The organism is Bradyrhizobium sp. Bra64, from assembly GCF_024519875.1.
GTDB lineage: Bacteria > Pseudomonadota > Alphaproteobacteria > Rhizobiales > Xanthobacteraceae > Bradyrhizobium > Bradyrhizobium japonicum_G.
This window is the reverse complement of record NZ_JALJRD010000009.1, coordinates 117362-134676: the sequence shown is the minus strand read 5'-3', so window position 1 is coordinate 134676 and position 17315 is coordinate 117362. Positions and strand designations below refer to the sequence as shown.

Here is a 17315-nt window from a genome sequence, read left to right as displayed (position 1 = left end):
TGTCACTGTAGCGGCGTCGCACCGATCTCTCCACGTCATGCCCGCGCTCGCCGCCGGCATCCACGCTTTTCTTCGCCCCCACGAGCCTGTGGTCCGCGCGCCGAAGTGCTATAAGAGTCCATGTCGAAGTTTCCCCCCAAACCCGGTCCCATCAGCGCCAAGCCGCTCGCGGTCCTGCTCGACGACGTCTTTGCCGAGGCCTATGCCAAGCAGGGTTTTGCCGCGCGCGAGCTGGTGACGCGCTGGGCGCAGATCGCAGGACCCGAGATCGCGGCCCATGCCGAGCCCCTGAAGATGCAATGGCCGCGGCCGGTCGAGGGGCAGCCGCAGGAGCCGGCGACGCTGGTGCTGCGGGTCGAAGGCCCGATGGCGCTGGAGATCCAGCACTCCGCCGACGTCATCCTGGAGCGGGTCAACCGCTTCTTCGGCTGGAGCGCGGTCGGCAAGCTGGCGTTCCGTCAGGCTCCGCTGTCGCGCGCCCGGCGACCGGTCCGTCCCGGCCCGCCGGACGCCAAATCGGTGGCGGAGGTGGCGGGGAGCCTGGGCGACATCGAAGATGAACAGCTCAAGTCGGCGCTGGCGCGGCTCGGGGCTGCCATCAAGCGAAATTGAGCCTCATTCCGCCGCTAATCTGGACCCGCCCTCGCCGCTCGCCATTGCCTCAAACGTCGTTTCAAGCTAGCGACAGGCCGCCCGGAGGACCTTGTTGGGATCCCTGGGCGAGACCACGCCAATTCGGGAGCCGACCTTGACCATCACCCGCCGCGCCTTCACCACGATGCTGTCGCTGACCGGGCTTGCCGCGCTCGCCGGGCTCTCGCCGCTGCGGTTCATCTCCGAAGCAATGGCGCAGGCCGCCACCGATGTCGCCAAGCCGGTGTCGCTCCCCGACATGATGCTCGGCTCGAAGGATGCCGCCGTCACCATCACCGAATACGCCTCGATGACCTGCCCGCACTGTGCGGCGTTCAACGAGCAGGTGTTCCCGAAGATCAAGTCGGAATACATCGACACCGGCAAGGTGCGTTACATCTTCCGCGAGTTCCCGCTCGACATCAAAGCCGCCGCCGGCTCGATGCTGTCGCGCTGCATCGCCAAGGACGACGCGCCGAAATACTTCGCGGTCACCGACATGCTGTTCCGCCAGCAGAGCGACTGGGTGATGAAGAACACCACCGAGACCCTGACGCGGATCGGCAAGCAGGCCGGCCTCACCCAGCAGCAGGTCGAGGCCTGCCTGAAGGATCAGGCGCTGCTCGACAAGATCGCCGCCGACCAGAAATATGCCAGCGAGGTCTTGAAGGTGGATTCGACGCCGACGTTCTTCGTCAATGGCGAGAAGATCAAGGGCGAAACCTCGTTCGAGGAATTCGCCAAGAAGATCAATCCGCTGCTCAAGAGCTGATTCGCACGCCACAATCCTGATTCGCGCATCTCAAAGCCGTAATCTTTCCCGGCGTAAATCCCTTGGGAAAAGCGGCTTTCGCCGGTTGCCCTCGCGGCGCACCGCGGCCATTGTCCAGCCGCATGAGGCGCCTCGCGCGACTCACCCAGAGAGTGACACTGCCTTCCATGGTATTGTCCCGGCAGGGGGATTCGCGCCTGCCAACAGAGATGCGTGCTTATGAAAATCACCCGCCTGCGCCTTCACGGCTTCAAGTCCTTCGTTGAGCCGACCGACTTCGTCATCGAGCCCGGCCTGACCGGCGTGGTCGGACCCAACGGCTGCGGCAAGTCGAATCTCGTCGAGGCGCTGCGCTGGGCGATGGGCGAGACCTCGTACAAGTCGTTGCGCGCCGCCGACATGGACGCGGTGATCTTCGCCGGCTCCGGCAATCGTCCGGCGCGCAACCACGCCGAAGTGACGATGACGATCGACAATGCCGATCGCACCGCGCCGGCGGCGATGAACGACAGCCAGCTGCTCGAAATCTCGCGCCGCATCGAGCGCGAGGCCGGTTCGGTCTATCGCATCAACGGCCGCGACGTGCGCGCGCGCGACGTGCAGATCCTGTTCGCGGACGCCGCCACCGGTGCGCGCTCGCCGGCCCTCGTCCACCAGGGCAAGATCGGCGAGATCATCCAGGCCAAGCCCGAGCAGCGCCGCCGCGTGCTGGAAGACGCCGCCGGCGTCGCCGGCCTGCATGCCCGCCGCCACGAGGCCGAGCTGCGGCTCAAGGCGGCCGAAACCAACCTCACCCGCGTCGAGGACGTGATCGGCCAGCTCGCAGGCCAGATGGAAGGCCTGAAGAAGCAGGCCCGCCAGGCCGTGCGTTATCGCGAGGTCGCGGCCAAGGTCCGCAAGGCCGAAGCCACCCTGTTCCATCTGCGCTGGATCGGCGCCCATGCCGACGTCAACGAATCCGGCCAGACTCACGATCTTGCGGTCCGCGAGATGGCCGAGCGCACCCAGCACCAGGCCGAGGCCGCCCGCATCCAGGCCATTCGCGCCGCCGAAATGCCGGCGCTGCGCGATGCCGAAGCACGCGCCGCGGCAGGCCTTCAGCGCCTGACCAATGCCCGCGAGCTGCTCGACCGCGAGGAAGAGCGCGCCAAGGAGCGCGTCGCCGAGCTCGAGCGCCGCCTCGCCCAGTTCGAAGGCGACATCTCGCGCGCCCAGCAGCAGACCATGGACGCCGATGTCGCGCTGCAGCGGCTCGACGCCGAGGACGCTGAGCTGAAGGAAGAAATCAAGTCGCGCGTCGAGAAGCGCTCCGGCGTCGATGAGCGTGTCGCGGAAGCCGAGGCCGTGCTGACCGAAACCGAGCAGCAGTTCGCCGAGCTCACCACCGCGCTCGCCGACCTCACCGCCAAGCGCAATCAACTCGAAGCCAACGTCCGCACCCACCGCGACAAGCTCGCCCGGCTCGACCAGGAAATCGCGAATGTCACTGCGGAAGAGCAGAAGCTTGCCGACGAGACCGGCGGCTTCGGCGATCTCGACGAGCTGACCGCGACGGTCGAGACCGCCGAGCAGACACTCGCGGCTTCGGAAGCCGCGGCGCAGGCGAGCGAAGCGGCCCACGTCGCCGCGCGCCAGACGCTGGAATCCTCGCGTTCGCCGCTGGTCGAGGCCGACAAGCGCGTGCAGCGGCTCGAGACCGAGGCGCGCACGATCTCCAAGATCGTCAACGGCGAGACCAAGAACCTGTGGCCGCCGATCATCGACGGCATCACCGTCGACAAGGGCTTCGAGAAGGCGATCGGTGCCGCGCTCGGCGACGATCTCGATGCGCCGATCGACCCGTCGGCGCCGATGCGCTGGACCAATGTCGGCATCACCGACGGCGATCCGGAGCTGCCCGAAGGCGTCGTTCCGCTCGCGAGCCACGTGCAGGCCCCGGCCGAGCTGACCCGCCGCCTGGCGCAGATCGGCGTGGTGCCGCGCGAGCGCGGCGCCGAGCTGGTCTCGCAGCTCAAGACCGGCCAGCGGCTGGTTTCGCCCGAAGGCGACGTCTGGCGCTGGGACGGTTTCGTCGCCGCGGCTCACGCACCGACCGGCGCGGCGCGGCGCCTTGCCGAGCGCGCCCGCCTCGTCGACATCGAGAACGAGCTGGAGCAGGCCCGCATCGACGCGCAGATCAAGCGCCAGGCGCTGGACAACGCCGAGTCCGAGCTGCAGATGGCGGCGAGCACCGAAGGCGCCAGCCGCGAAGCCTGGCGCGCCGCGCAGCGCGAGCTCAACGTCGCGCGCGAGCGCCATGCCACCGCCGAGCGCGAGATCAGCCGCCGCGCCGCGCGCAAGGCCACGCTGTCGGAGGCGCACAGCCGTCTCGCCGCCGACCGCGCCGAGGCCGAAGCCGCCTACGAATATGCCGAAGCCGGCATCTCCGAGCTGCCGTCGAGCGAGGACACCGAGACCCGTCTCGCCGCCGTCCGCAGCGACATCGAAGGCCACCGGCGCATGGCCGCCCAGGTCCGCGCCGAGGCGCAGGCGCTGGCGCGCGAAGCCGAGCTCGCCGACCGCCGCGTGCAGGCGATCCTCGCCGAACGCACCGAGTGGCAGAACCGCAAGGAGAGCGCGGCCTCGCACATCGACACCATCCAGGCCCGCATTGCCGAACTCACGATCGAACGCAGCGATCTCGAGAACGCCCCCGCCGTGTTCGCCGAGAAGCGCAGTGCGCTGATCACCGAGATCGAATACGCCGAGAACGACCGCCGCATGGCCGCCGACGCGCTCGCCACCGCGGAAACCGCGATGGCGGAGACCGATCGCGTCGCCAAGCTGACGCTCGAGGCGCTCTCCAGCTCCCGCGAGGCCACCGCCCGCGCCGAGGAGCGCATGGAAGGCGCAAGGCGCCGGCTCGAGGACATCGAGCGCGAGATCCGCGACATGCTGGAAGTCGAGCCGCAGGCCGTGGCCGGCCTTGCCGAGATCGAGCCCGGCGCGGAGCTGCCGCCGCTGCACGACATCGAGGAAGACCTCGAAAAAATGCGCCGCGATCGCGAGCGCCTGGGCGCGGTGAACCTGCGCGCCGAAGAGGAGCTGCGCGAGGTCGAGACCCAGCACACCGGCCTCGTCACCGAGCGCGACGACCTCGTCGAAGCCATCAAGCGGCTGCGCCAGGGCATCCAGAGCCTCAACAAGGAAGCACGCGAGCGGCTCCTGACCTCGTTCGAGGTCGTCAACAACCATTTCAAGCGCCTGTTCGTCGAGCTGTTCGGCGGCGGCGAGGCGGCGCTGCATCTGATCGAGAGCGACGACCCGCTGGAAGCCGGTCTCGAGATCATCGCAAAGCCCCCGGGCAAGAAGCCGCAGACGCTGTCGCTGCTCTCGGGCGGCGAGCAGGCACTGACCGCGATGGCGCTGATCTTCGCGGTGTTCCTCACCAACCCTTCCCCGATCTGCGTGCTGGACGAAGTCGACGCGCCGCTCGACGACCACAATGTCGAGCGCTACTGCAACCTGCTCAACGAGATGACCAGCTCGACCGACACGCGCTTCGTCATCATCACCCACAACCCGATCACGATGGCGCGTATGAACCGCCTGTTCGGCGTCACGATGGCCGAGCGCGGCGTGTCGCAACTGGTGTCGGTGAGCCTGTCAGAGGCGGTGGACATTCTCGACCAGAACGTGGCGTGATACGGCTGGCCCAGAAATGACGGTGGGCGGACATGATCTCGCCCACACTCCCCTTTGAACTGAAGGCCGCCCTCGACGGCAAGCTCCAGGGTTTTTCGCGCACCGACGCCGCACAGCGATCGCAGAAAATCTCGACCACCTATCGCGCCGGCGGCGGCTCCGGCACGATCAGGTCCGAAGCCGATGCGCTCGCCTACGCGCTTGCGCGGATGCCGGCGACCTACGCGGCCGTGGCCGCGAGCCTGAACGCTTTGACCGAGATCGCGCCGGACCTCGTCCCGGAGACACTGCTCGACGTCGGAGCCGGTCCGGGCACCGCAAGCTGGGCCGCCGCGGAGGCGTTTCCCTCGCTGCAGGACTTCACCCTGCTCGACGCCAACGCGACCCTGAGCCGGCTTGCGCTCGAACTCGCGCGTGACAGCACGCGTCTGGCGGAATGTCGCTATCTGCCGGGCGATGCCGGCGCAAACCTCGCCCAAGCCTCGCAAGCCGATCTCGTCATCGCGAGCTATATCATCGGCGAGCTCAGCGAGGGCGATCAACGCAGCCTCGCCGATGCGATGTGGACGAAGGCGCGCCACGCGCTGGTCGTGATCGAGCCCGGCACGCCGGCCGGCTACGCGCGCATCCTCGCGCTCCGCCAGCAACTGATCACAGCCGGCGCCTTCGTCGCCGCCCCCTGCCCGCACGAAAAGCCATGCCCGCTCACGGCGCCGGATTGGTGCCATTTCAGCCAGCGCCTGCCACGCTCACAGGCGCACCGCCAGATCAAGGGCGCCGACGTGCCGTTCGAGGACGAACGCTTCATCTACGTCGCCCTGACCCGCACGCCGCCCGAAAGCCGCGCGTCGCGCGTGCTGGCGCCGCCGGATCTCGGCAAGGCCGAGATCACGGCGAAGCTCTGCACCGAGGGCGGCGTCGCCACGACGAAGGTGCCGCGCCGCGACAGGGCCGCTTATGCAAGCGCCCGACGCTGGCGCTGGGGCGATGCCGTCCTGTCCGAAAGTTAACCTCGTCACCCGCTTTTGCCTTGAACTCGGATGGCTCTCCATCCGACCAAATCCGACCTCCCCTCCGCGCCGGGGCTCTCGCCCTGCGCCATTTTGGTCTAGGCTAGGCTCGCCTTCTTCCCCCATCAGGAGTTCTCCATGTCGACCGGCTGGATCGTTCTCGGCGTCATCGTCGTACTCGTGTTCTTGGCCTTCAGCGCCTACAACCGCCTGGTGGCGCTGGGCCAGCGCGTCGGCCAGGCCTTTGCCGACATCGACGTGCAGCTCAAGCAGCGCCACGACCTCATCCCGAACCTGGTCGAGACCGTGAAGGGCTATGCCTCGCATGAGCGCGGCACGCTCGACGACGTCATCAAGGCGCGCAATTCGGCGATGTCGGCGCAGGGCCCGGCGCAGGTGTCGGCGGCCGAGAACCAGCTCTCCGGCGCGCTCGGCCGGCTGATCGCGCTGTCGGAGGCCTATCCCGACCTCAAGGCCAACGCCAATTTCCAGCAGCTCGCCAGCGAGCTTTCCGACCTCGAGAACAAGATCGCGGCAAGCCGCCGCTTCTTCAACAGCGCGGTCCAGGAATACAACACCGGCATCCAGCAGATGCCGGCCGCGTTGTTCGCCGGCATGTTCGGCTTCACCAGGAAGGACTTCTTCGATCTCGGCGCCAGCCGCACTGAGGTCGAGGCGACGCCGCAGGTGAAATTCTGAGTTGAGCCGATAGGCCGGCAGGGCATCGCGTCATGGCCGCGTATGGTCTCTACACGCACATCGCCTCGAACAAGTTTCGTTCGACGCTGCTGCTCGCCGGCCTGTTCGCGCTGGTCTACGTGCTGGTCTACGCGGGTGCGCTGGTCGCCGAAGTCGTCATCAACGGCAACGGGACCGTCGCTTATTATCTGAACCGGGCCTTCTACGACCTGCTTAAGGCCGCGCCGTTCGCGACGATCGCAGCGGCCGTCTGGGTCGTGATCGCCTATTTCTTCCACCAGTCGATGATCGACGCGGTGACCGGCGGCCACGACGTCACCCGGCAGGAAGAGCCGCGGCTCTACAACCTGCTCGAAAATCTCTGCATCTCGCGCGGCATCACCATGCCGAAGCTGAAGATCATGGAGAGCCCGGCGCTGAACGCGTTCGCGACCGGCCTGAACCCGCGGCAGTATTCGGTCACTGTCACCACCGGTCTCCTCGATGCGCTGAACGACAAGGAGATCGAGGCGGTGCTGGGCCACGAGCTGACCCACATCAGGAACGGCGACGTGCAGCTGATGGTCGTCGCCGTCATCATCGCCGGCGTGGTCGGCTTCTTCGGCGAATTGTTCTTCCGCGTGTTCACGAATTTGAGCTGGAGCTCCGGCGGCTCGTGGTCGTCGGGGTCCTCCTCGTCGTCGCGATCGTCCTCTTCGTCGAGCGACAGCAAGAGCTCAGGTGGCGGCGCCGTGATCGTCATCATCATCGCGGTCGTCCTGATCGTGGTGGCCTGGCTGCTGTCGCAGGTGGTGAAGCTCGCACTGTCGCGCTCGCGCGAATACCTCGCCGACGCAGGCTCGGTCGAGCTGACGAAAGATCCTGATGCCATGATCTCGGCGCTGCGCAAGATCGAGAACCGCGGCGAGTTGCCGGGCGCGACCTCGGCGGTCATGGAACTGTGCGTCGACAACCCGCGCGAGGGCTTTGCCGATCTGTTCGCGACCCACCCCTCGGTGCAGTCACGGGTCGATGCGCTGGTCAAGTTTGCCGGCGGCCACGATCCCGGTCCGCTGCCGCCGCCTGCGGACGAGCCGGACGAGCCTGAGGCTCAGGCCAACGAGCAGGACGGTCCGCCGCCGCTGCGCCAAGGGCCTTGGGACGATACAGGCGGCTCAGCCAGTCCACCGCCCGTGCCTGCACCCAGCTCCGCCGGAACCGCGGGCGGTAATCCGGTGGACAATCCCATGGGTCCCTGGGGCCGTCATTGAGCAGGCGATTTCCCGCCACGCGCGACAGTTTCACCGCGGTTGGGAAAAACCTCGGGAATTGCCGCAACCGGGGCCTCCGGAATTGAATTCTCCCTTGTTTCTGCCATGTTCGCGCCCAACAGCAGACTTGGGACATCCTTGGGACATCGATTTGGGGCCCGGCCGATTGCGACCTCGCGATCGGGGGCGCGCGTTAGGGGACAGCAATGGCAAAGCCGGCAGTGGTTGTGGTGGGCGCAGACAAGGGCGGGGTCGGCAAGACCACGGTGTCGCGCACCTTGCTCGATTATTTTTCCGCCAACAACGTGCCGACCCGCGCCTTCGACACGGAGTCGCCGCGCGGAACCCTGAAGCGCTTCCACCCTGACATCACCGAGATCGTCGACATGACGACGACGGCCGATCAGATGAAGATCTTCGATACGCTCAACGCGACGAGCCCGTCGGTCACCGTGATCGACGTCCGCGCCGGCCTGCTCTCGCCGGCGCTCGCCTCGCTGCGTGACATCGGTTTCCTCGACGCCGCCAAGGCCGGCCAGATCACCTTTGCCGTATTCCACATTCTCGGACCCTCGATCGCCTCGCTGGACGAGATCGCCGAGACTGCGGGTTTCATGACCGGCGCAAAATATTTCCTGGTGAAGAACTTCATCAACGACACCCAGTTCTTCCAATGGGACCAGGCGACCTACAATTCCTACTTCCACCGCATCAAGGACGCCACCGAACTGACCATCCCCAAGCTCAACGAAATGGCCTATGAGCAGGTCGAGGTGTCCTCCGTCCCGTTCCTGAAATTCGTCGCCAACAAGGGCATCAACGACGAGGCCGCGAATTATTCGTTCGTGCTGCGCGGTTATGTCCGGCACTGGCTCGCCAACGTCTGGAGCGAGTTCGACCGCATCCACCTGACTGACATCGTCGGATCCAAGCCCAGCTCCCGCAACAGCGAAAAATAGTTGCGCAAGCCGGGCGGATGCGGCTGGATTGGGCGGCAAGTTGGCCTGATATAGCTGTCGATGCCCGCGACACCCGTCTACATCATTTGCTCGCCCCGCCCGCAGGTCGGCAAGACCCTGCTGGCGCGGCTGCTCGCCGAATTCCTGCTGCTCAAGAACGGCAACGTCGCGGCCTTCGACGTCAACCTGAAGGAGCCGTCACTGCTCGACTATCTGCCGAAGATCACGGAAACCGCCGACGTGATCGACACCTACGGCAAGATGCAGCTGATGGACCGCGTCATCGTCGATGACGGCCTTGCCAAGGTGATCGACCTCGGCTTCCACGCCTTCGACGAGTTCTTCAAGATGGCCGGCGAGATCGGCCTGTTGAAGGAGGCCGCGCGCCGCCATGTCGCGCCGATGATCCTGTTCGTTGCCGACACCGACCGCGTCTCGGCCCGCGCCCACGAGATGCTGCGCGACCAGATCCCGCGGATGAACCTGATCACCGTGGACAATGAGTACATCGTGCGCGGCGAGCTGCCGGTCGCGATGGCTACCGGGCGGGTATTCCGCCTGCCAGCGCTGCCCGGCTTCCTGAAGACCTATGTCGACCGGCTCAACTTTTCCTTCACCGGCTATCTGCGCCAGGAGAAGGACGCCTCGACCGAGCTGCACCAGTGGACCCGGCGCAATTACCTTGCTTTCCGCGAGCTCGAGCTCAGCCTGATCCTGCAACGGTCCTGAATATTTACCCGGGCAATATTGACGTCTGGCGTCCCAAGCCGTACTGAGTGCGCATCAGCGTCCCTCAGCAAGGCCCTTCACCGTGAGCATCGACCGGAAAGCTGCGATCGCCGCCTACAAGGAGCGCAAGACCGTTGCGGGCATCTACGTCGTCCGCTGCGCGGCCTCAGGCCAGGCCTGGGTCGGCCAAGCCCCGAACCTCGAGACGATTCAGAACCGCATCTGGTTCGCGCTGCGCCAGGGCAGCCACACCTGCCGCAGCCTCCAGGCCGCGTGGAACGCGCATGGCGTGGCGGGACTGACGTTTGGCGAATGCGAGCGTCTGGAGGACGAGGAGACGGCCTATGTCAGGAACGCGCTGCTGAAGGAGCGCGCGCTGCACTGGCGGGCCGAGCTGAAGGCCGAAGCGATCTGAACCTCTCAGTGCCCTTCGAACGTCATCAGCGTGCGCACCGGCACGTCCATGGAGCGCAGCTTGGCGGCGCCGCCGAGCTCGGGCAGGTCGATGATGAAGCAGGCAGCGACGACATTGGCGCCGATCTGGCGCAGCAGCTTCACCGCGCCTTCCGCAGTGCCGCCGGTGGCAATGAGGTCGTCGACCAGGATGACGCGCTCGCCGGGCGAAATGGCGTCGACATGCATCTCCATCTCGTCGATGCCGTATTCGAGCGAGTAGGCGATGCGCACGGTGGTGTGCGGCAGCTTGCCTTTCTTGCGGATCGGCACGAAGCCGGCCGAGAGCTGGTGCGCCACCGCGCCGCCGATGATGAAGCCGCGCGCCTCCATGCCGGCGACCTTGTCGATCTTGTTGCCGGCCCAGGGATTGACCAGCTCGTCGACCGCGCGGCGGAACGCGCGCGCGTCCGCGAGCAAGGTCGTGATGTCGCGGAACATGATCCCCGGTTTTGGATAATCGGGAATGGTACGGACGCTCGCCTTCAGATCGTGGTCAAAGGTCATTGGTGCCTCTCAATCAACGCGTGCGTCCAGCCGGAACGCATTCTCGACAATCCTCAAGCCCACCTCGCCACTGAGCGACATCAGCGATTCCGGGTGGAATTGCACGCCGGCGACCGGCAGGGTCTTGTGCTCCAGCGCCATGGCGACGCCGTCCTCGGTGCTGGCCGTCACGTTCAGCACGTCGGGCATGCTGTCGCGCTCGACAAAGAGCGAGTGATAGCGGCCGATGACGATCTCGTTCGGCAGATTGCGCATCAGCCGCCCGCCGCGGACCTGCACCCGCGAGGGCCGGCCGTGGGCGGGATGCGTGAGCTGGCCGAGCTCGCCGCCGAAATATTCGCCGATCGCCTGCGCGCCGAGGCAGACACCGAACACCGGCAGCTTGTTTTCCAGCGCGGCATCGATCGTCTTCTTGATCCCAAAGTCCTCAGGGCGTCCGGGTCCGGGTGACAGCACCAGCAAATCCCACGTCTTTCGCTTGAGCATGTCGAGCGCATGCACATGGCGGACCACAGTGACGTCGGCACCGACCTGGCGGAAATAATCCGCCAGCATGTGCACAAAACTGTCGTCATGATCGATCAGCAGCACTCGCTTGCCGCTTCCGGTCGCATCGGGTGCAAAGGCCGACAGCGGCTTCGGCGGATCGCCGCGCAGCGCCTGGAACAGGGCCGCCGCCTTGACCTGGCATTCGCGGTCCTCCGCCGCCGGATCGGAATCGAACAGGCAGGTCGCACCGACCCGCACTTCGGCCAGACCGTCCTTCATGCGGATGGTGCGGATGGTGAGGCCGGTGTTGATGCTGCCGTCGAAATTCACCGCGCCGATCGCGCCGGCATACCAGCGCCGCGGCGAACGCTCGTGATCCTCGACGAACTGCATCGCCCAGAGTTTGGGTGCGCCCGTGACGGTGACGGCCCAGGCATGGGTGAGGAACGCATCGAGCGCGTCGAAGCCGGGGCGCAGCATGCCCTCGACATGATCGACTGTGTGGAACAGCTTTGAATAGGTCTCGATCTGCCGCCGCGCCAGCACCTTGATCGTGCCGGGAACGCAGACGCGCGCCTTGTCGTTGCGGTCGACGTCGGTGCACATGTTGAGCTCGAACTCGTCCTTCTCCGAGTTCAGGAGCTGGCGGATCTGCTCGGCATCGCCGATCGCATCGGTGCCGCGCGCGATCGTGCCCGAGATCGGGCAGGTCTCGACGCGGCGTCCGTCGGAGCGCACGAACATTTCGGGCGACGCCGAGACGAGAAACTCGCCGTCGCCGAGATTCATCAGCGCGCCGTAGGGCGAGGGGTTGATGACGCAGAGCCGCTGGAACACTTCGGCCGGCGAGCGGTCGCAGGGCTCGGCGAAGAGCTGGCCCGGCACCGCCTCGAACAGGTCGCCGCGGGCAAAAGCCGCGCGCGCGGTCTCGACGGTGGCCTGATATTCGCCGGGCGCGTGATCGGCAAAGCCTTGACGCGGCGTCTTGAGGTACGGGCTCTCCGCGGTCTCGTGCGGCAGGCCTGCGGTGGATTTGCCCTTCCAGGCGAAATCGTAGGTGAGCACGACGCCGCGGCCGGTGGCGCGGTCATAGGCGAGCAGGCGATCAGGAACGTAGAGCACGATGTCGCGCTGGTCGCTCTCACGCGCGCGCTTCTGCACGAGGTCCTCGATCTGGAACACGAGGTCGTAGGCGAAGGCGCCGAACAGGCCGAGCAGCCCGTCGTCATTGGCGGAGAAGGCGGCGACGAGATCGCGCACCAGCGACATCACGCTGGCGCGCCGCGTGCGCTGGTCCTCTTCGATCGGCGCGTCGCCCCGGATGATATGGCCGCCAAGGCGCGTGGCAGTCTTCTCGGAGATCACCACGCAGGGATCGCGCAACACGTCGGCGAGGAATGCGATCAGCACCTGCCCGCGCTCGTTGAGCGCCTCCAGCGCAAAATTGAAGCCCGTGGTCTCGAGCTTGAGCGGCGGATCGGAAAAGCCGAGATCGAAGCTCTCGTATCGACCCGGCACAGTCGTGCCCGACGACAGCACCACGCCGCGGCGGCGGTCGAGCAGGTTGACGAGGTCGTCGAGCCTGTTGGCACCGCCGGTAAATTGCTCCGCCACGCGCGTGATCGCTAGACCGGCGCGGGTCACGTAATCGCTTTTGGGCGGGAGGGCAAAGACTGTCCTGTTCATGTCGTCCTCTTACGAAACTTGCCGAGGGAACGCCACACAGGACAAACGATCAGGCCGCCGCACTGCGTGGGCGACCTTGGACGATTTTGGGAAAAGAAATCGCACCGGCCACCTCTCAGGAGGTGCGCCACCAAAGACGGGCTGGGCGGACGGCGGTGCTCATAGGGCGGATACTCACCATGGCCCGGGGATGGCGTCAAGGGTGGCCAGACCGCCTCGATCACCAAAATGGCGCTGACCGCGTTGCGGATTATGCCCGGATCTGCAGGCTGTCGCGCCCCACAGCCGCCTCGGCGGCATGTCGTTCGATTTCGGCTCGCGTCACTATGAGCGCGGCCTTGCCGTCAGATCCAATCATGTTGGCGCGGTCGCTCAAGGTTTCAATCAAAACGCAGGTATTCCCTGTGACCGCATACCATGCCGCCCGGTCGTCGCTCACGTTCAATGCCGTGATCATCGCCGCCGGATCCAGACCTGACTTCCGCAACAGCAGATCGATCGCTTCGGCCGCAAAGTTTTGCTCGGCGATTCTCGAGAAATTCCGGATTGTGTCAGCCCCCACAGTTGACAGCCGCGCGCCCACTAGCGGACTGCGCGTGGCAAGTTCATAAAGTCGTCCACCCGCCTCGTCAAAGACGCATAGCCGCGAGCCCTTGTTGGTCTTAACGCCGAAGGCCCTGCATGGCTCTCCCTCCACATCCATGTCGAATCCCGGAAGAATCATGAGATTGAGTTCCGGGTCAGGCATCACGGCCCCACACGCCGCGGCGACGGTCAGCTCCAGGCGGTCGGTCATCTGGTAGCTGATCTGGCGAACACCCAGCCAGATCCGGCGTTGCGACAGATGCGGATTGAGCTGCGCAAGCCGCTCGATTTCGGAGGCGTATTGCTCCTTTGCTACGGCGCGCAATTCGGGCCAGTTCGCGATCCATCGGGCCGCGAGTGGCGTCATCGGCTTAAGTCGCTCGGCCTCATAGAAGCGAGTGTCAAGCGCGTTGAGTTCCGCAGCGCGATTTTCGAAACCGTTTTGTAGCGCAGCCTCGCCGGGGTGTGCCTCCACCCACGCGATCATCTCCTGCAATATCTGGTGTTGCGCGCTCGCTCCCATGGCCTTCAATCCAGCGACCGCATCGCCGGATGTCGTCGGCAGCATCGCGATGCCCGTGTTGCCGATGAACTGACTGTGACCGCCATTGTTGACCTGAGCGAGATAAAAGTCCGCGTGATAGGCTTGTATAGCCACGGCCGGTAGCTCACGTCCCGAGTAAACGCCGACACGTTGAATTTCGTTGACGTAGTCGACCACAGCGCCAGTCAGATATTTGGCCTCCGCGGGGTCCAGAGCCGCTTCCAGCGCCTTGCGAGGCACGACAACCGTCGTCAAGCGTCCCTCTACAATCATCAACCACCCCCACAGTCGCCATGGCGACACGCCACCCGACTACAGCCTATAATTGCATCAGGCTCGTTTCAATAGCGACGCGGCAAGAGCGTTGATGACCGACGCGCGCCCCGCAGCCCCTATCCCAGATGCTTCCGGAAAAACTCCGTCGCCCTGCCCCAGGCGAGCTCGGCGGCTTCGCGGTCGTGCACGGCTTGGCGCTGCTCGTTGACGAAGGCGTGCTCGGCGTCATAGCGGAACAGCTCGAGCGACTTGCCGGCGGCCTTCATGGCCTTTTCGAAACCGTTGACCAATTCCGGCGTGCACCAATCGTCCTTGTTGGCGAAGTGGGCCTGGAGCGGGATCTTGACGTCGGCCGGCTTGGCCGCCTGCTCCGGCGGGATGCCGTAGAACACGACGCCAGCCGAGAGCTCCCGCACATGCACCGAGCCGATGATGGTGACGGCGCCGCCGAGGCAGAAGCCTGTCAGCCCGACCTTGGCACCGTTGCGCGACAGATATTGCGTGGCGCCGCGCACGGTCTGCGTGGTGGCATCCATGAAGTCGAGCGAGTTCATTTCCTTGCCGGCCGCGTCCGTGTCGTGATACGGCACCACCTTGCCCTTGTAGAGATCGGGCGCGAGCGCATCGAAACCGGCCAGCGCGAAGCGATCGCAGAGGCCCTTGATCTGGTCCGACAGGCCCCACCATTCCTGGATCACGACCACGCCCGGCGCATTGCCGCGCGCGGCGTTGACAAGATAGCCCGAGGCGTCCTTGCCGTCCGGGCGCTTGAAGGTGATGGCGGTTCCCATGGTGTCCTCCGACGAGTTTCTGGGGAGCGGTTGGCGGCATTTTGGCCGCTGCGAGCGCGATAGGCAATCGCGCCAGACAACACACGCGCGTGTGCAACAAAAAAGCCCCCTTGCGGGGGCCTCTTCATTCTCGTCTCGCCTCCGGCCCCTCAGTGGGAGTCGGCCCAGACCTTCTTCTTGGTGAAGTACATCAGGCCGGCGAAGATGATCAGGAAAATGAACACCTGGAAGCCCATGCGCTTGCGCGCTTCCATGTGCGGCTCGGCGGTCCACATCAGGAACGTGGTGACGTCCTTGGAATATTGCGCGATCGTGGTCGGCGAGCCGTCGTCATAGGTCACCTGGCCGTCGCTGAGCGGCTTCGGCATCTTGATGGCGTGGCCCGGGAAGTACTTGTTGTAGTAGGAGCCCTCCGGGATGGTCACGCCTTCCGGCACCTTGTCCTCAAACCCCTGGAGCACAGCCGAGACGTAGTCCGGGCCCTGCTCCTGATACTGGGTGAAGAAGTCGAAGATGAACATCGGGAAGCCGCGGCCGTAGGACCGCGCCTTGGTGATCAGCGACAGATCCGGCGGCGCCGCGCCGCCGTTCGCCGCACGCGCGGCCTGCTCGTTCGGGAACGGCGAGGGGAAATAGTCGGCCGGCCGGCCCGCGCGCTCGAACATGTCGCCGGCATCGTTCGGACCATCCTTGATCTTGTAGTCGGAGGCGAAGGCCGCAGCCTGCGCCACCGAATAGCCGGGGCCGCCGGCTTCCGCGAGATTGCGGAAGGCGACGTAGGACAGGCCGTGGCAGTTGGAACAGACTTCCTTGTAGACCTTCAGGCCGCGCTGCAATGCGCCGCGATCGTACTTGCCGAAGGGACCGGCAAACGACCATTTGTTGCCCGGCGGCTTGTCGCTGCCTTCGGAGGCGCGCGCATCCTGCAGGCTGCCGAGGAACAGCGCACCGGCTGCGACGAGCGCGATGGCGACGGAGGCCACCGCCTTGCCGCTCTTGGCGAGGATCGCCTCCGAGATCGAATTCGGCACCGGCCGCGGCTTCTCGATGCGCGCGAGCAGCGGCAGCACGATCAGGAAGTAGGCGAAGTAGCAGACCGTCAGGACCCGGCCGGCGATCACGTAGATGCCTTCCGGCGGCTGCGCGCCGAGATAGCCGAGCAGGATGCAGACCGCGACGAAGATCCAGAAGAACTGTTTTGCCAGCGGCCGGTACTTCGACGATTTGGTCTTGGCGGCATCGAGCCAGGGCAGGAAGCACAGGATGATGATCGCCGAGAACATCCCGATCACGCCCGCGAGCTTGTTCGGGATCGAGCGCAGGATCGCGTAGAATGGCAGGTAATACCATTCCGGCACGATGTGCGGCGGCGTCACCCCCGGGTTCGCCGGAATGTAGTTGTCGGCGTCGCCGAGATAGTTCGGCATGTAGAAGATGAACCAGGCATAGAGCAGCAGGAAGCAGGCGACGCCGAAGCCGTCCTTGATGGTCGCGTGGGGCGTGAACGGGACCGTGTCCTTTTCCGTCTTCGGCTCGACGCCGTCAGGATTGTTCTGGCCGGCGACATGCAGCGCCCAGACGTGCAGCACGACAACGCCCGCGATCAGGAACGGCAGCAGATAGTGCAGCGAGAAGAAGCGGTTCAGCGTCGGATTGCCGACCGAATAGCCGCCCCACAGCAGCGTCACGATGCTCTCGCCGACATAGGGAATGGCGGAGAACAGGTTGGTGATGACGGTGGCGCCCCAGAAGCTCATCTGGCCCCACGGCAGCACGTAGCCCATGAAGCCGGTCGCCATCATCAAGAGGTAGATGATGACGCCGAGGATCCACAGCACCTCGCGCGGCTCCTTGTAGGAGCCGTAATAGAGGCCGCGCAGCATGTGGACGTAGACCGCGAAGAAGAACATCGACGCGCCGCAGGCGTGCATGTTGCGCAGCAGCCAGCCGTAATTGACGTCACGGACCAGAAGCTCGACCGACTTGAAGGCGAGATCGGCATGCGGCGTGTAGTGCATCGCCAGGATCACGCCGGTCAGGATCTGCATCCCCAGCATGAAGGAGAGGATGGCGCCGAACGTCCACCAGTAGTTCAGATTGCGCGGGGTGGGGTAGACGACGAAAGAGGAGTGCATGAGGCCGAGGATCGGCAGACGCCGCTCGATCCATTGCAGGGCCGGATTGCTCGGCTGGTAGTCGGATGGTCCGCTCATGATGCGATCCTGAGGAAATGTACGGCGAGACGGCG

General features: G+C 65.5%; 14 protein-coding genes. 9 read left to right on the top strand and 5 right to left on the bottom strand.

The window, feature by feature from the left end; translation table 11 throughout:
• The first annotated feature begins 120 nt into the window (after nt 1-120).
• From NR187_RS24330 to NR187_RS24290, 9 genes are all read left to right on the top strand, one after another.
• Complete coding sequence (locus NR187_RS24330; protein WP_211386807.1) at nt 121-612, top strand: DUF721 domain-containing protein; 492 nt, start codon at nt 121-123, stop codon at nt 610-612.
• A 136-nt stretch (nt 613-748) separates the two neighbouring features.
• The gene (locus tag NR187_RS24325; RefSeq protein WP_256807929.1) at nt 749-1405 is read left to right on the top strand and encodes a DsbA family protein; all 657 of its coding nucleotides are present in this window, start codon (nt 749-751) and stop codon (nt 1403-1405) included.
• A gap of 219 nt (nt 1406-1624) precedes the next feature.
• On the top strand, nt 1625-5089 hold the full coding sequence (locus NR187_RS24320; RefSeq protein ID WP_211386809.1) for a chromosome segregation SMC family protein: 3465 nt from the start codon (nt 1625-1627) through the stop codon (nt 5087-5089).
• A 32-nt stretch (nt 5090-5121) separates the two neighbouring features.
• Nucleotides 5122-6099: a small ribosomal subunit Rsm22 family protein gene (locus NR187_RS24315; RefSeq protein WP_256807926.1), complete on the top strand. Its 978-nt coding sequence runs from the start codon at nt 5122-5124 to the stop codon at nt 6097-6099.
• Nucleotides 6100-6237: 138 nt separating this feature from the next.
• On the top strand, nt 6238-6798 hold the full coding sequence (locus NR187_RS24310; protein ID WP_211386811.1) for a LemA family protein: 561 nt from the start codon (nt 6238-6240) through the stop codon (nt 6796-6798).
• Nucleotides 6799-6830: 32 nt separating this feature from the next.
• Entirely contained in the window at nt 6831-8048 is a 1218-nt protein-coding gene (locus NR187_RS24305; protein ID WP_211386812.1) for a M48 family metallopeptidase, read from the top strand.
• Between the two features lie 206 nt (nt 8049-8254).
• Nucleotides 8255-9007, top strand: a complete 753-nt coding sequence (locus tag NR187_RS24300) for a hypothetical protein (RefSeq protein WP_211386813.1) — start codon at nt 8255-8257, stop codon at nt 9005-9007.
• A gap of 60 nt (nt 9008-9067) precedes the next feature.
• Nucleotides 9068-9736, top strand: coding sequence for a hypothetical protein (locus NR187_RS24295; RefSeq protein WP_211386814.1), 669 nt, complete (start codon nt 9068-9070; stop codon nt 9734-9736).
• A gap of 82 nt (nt 9737-9818) precedes the next feature.
• Nucleotides 9819-10151 (top strand): GIY-YIG nuclease family protein, encoded by a 333-nt coding sequence (locus NR187_RS24290; protein WP_211386815.1) that lies wholly within the window; start codon nt 9819-9821, stop codon nt 10149-10151.
• A 5-nt stretch (nt 10152-10156) separates the two neighbouring features.
• On the opposite strand, the gene NR187_RS24285 is transcribed toward NR187_RS24290, so the two are convergent.
• The 5 genes from NR187_RS24285 to fbcH form a co-directional block, all read right to left on the bottom strand.
• Nucleotides 10157-10696: an adenine phosphoribosyltransferase gene (locus tag NR187_RS24285; RefSeq protein ID WP_211386816.1), complete on the bottom strand. Its 540-nt coding sequence runs from the start codon at nt 10694-10696 to the stop codon at nt 10157-10159.
• A 9-nt stretch (nt 10697-10705) separates the two neighbouring features.
• Nucleotides 10706-12871: an anthranilate synthase component I gene (locus NR187_RS24280; protein ID WP_256807922.1), complete on the bottom strand. Its 2166-nt coding sequence runs from the start codon at nt 12869-12871 to the stop codon at nt 10706-10708.
• Nucleotides 12872-13121: 250 nt separating this feature from the next.
• Nucleotides 13122-14255, bottom strand: coding sequence for a DUF4375 domain-containing protein (locus NR187_RS24275; protein ID WP_249129594.1), 1134 nt, complete (start codon nt 14253-14255; stop codon nt 13122-13124).
• Between the two features lie 137 nt (nt 14256-14392).
• Nucleotides 14393-15067 carry a dienelactone hydrolase family protein gene (locus NR187_RS24270; RefSeq protein WP_256807919.1) on the bottom strand — a complete coding sequence of 225 codons (675 nt, stop codon included), beginning with the start codon at nt 15065-15067 and terminating at the stop codon, nt 14393-14395.
• Nucleotides 15068-15216: 149 nt separating this feature from the next.
• Nucleotides 15217-17280 carry a cytochrome b/c1 gene (gene fbcH, locus NR187_RS24265; protein WP_211386820.1) on the bottom strand — a complete coding sequence of 688 codons (2064 nt, stop codon included), beginning with the start codon at nt 17278-17280 and terminating at the stop codon, nt 15217-15219.
• Nucleotides 17281-17315: the final 35 nt, after the last annotated feature.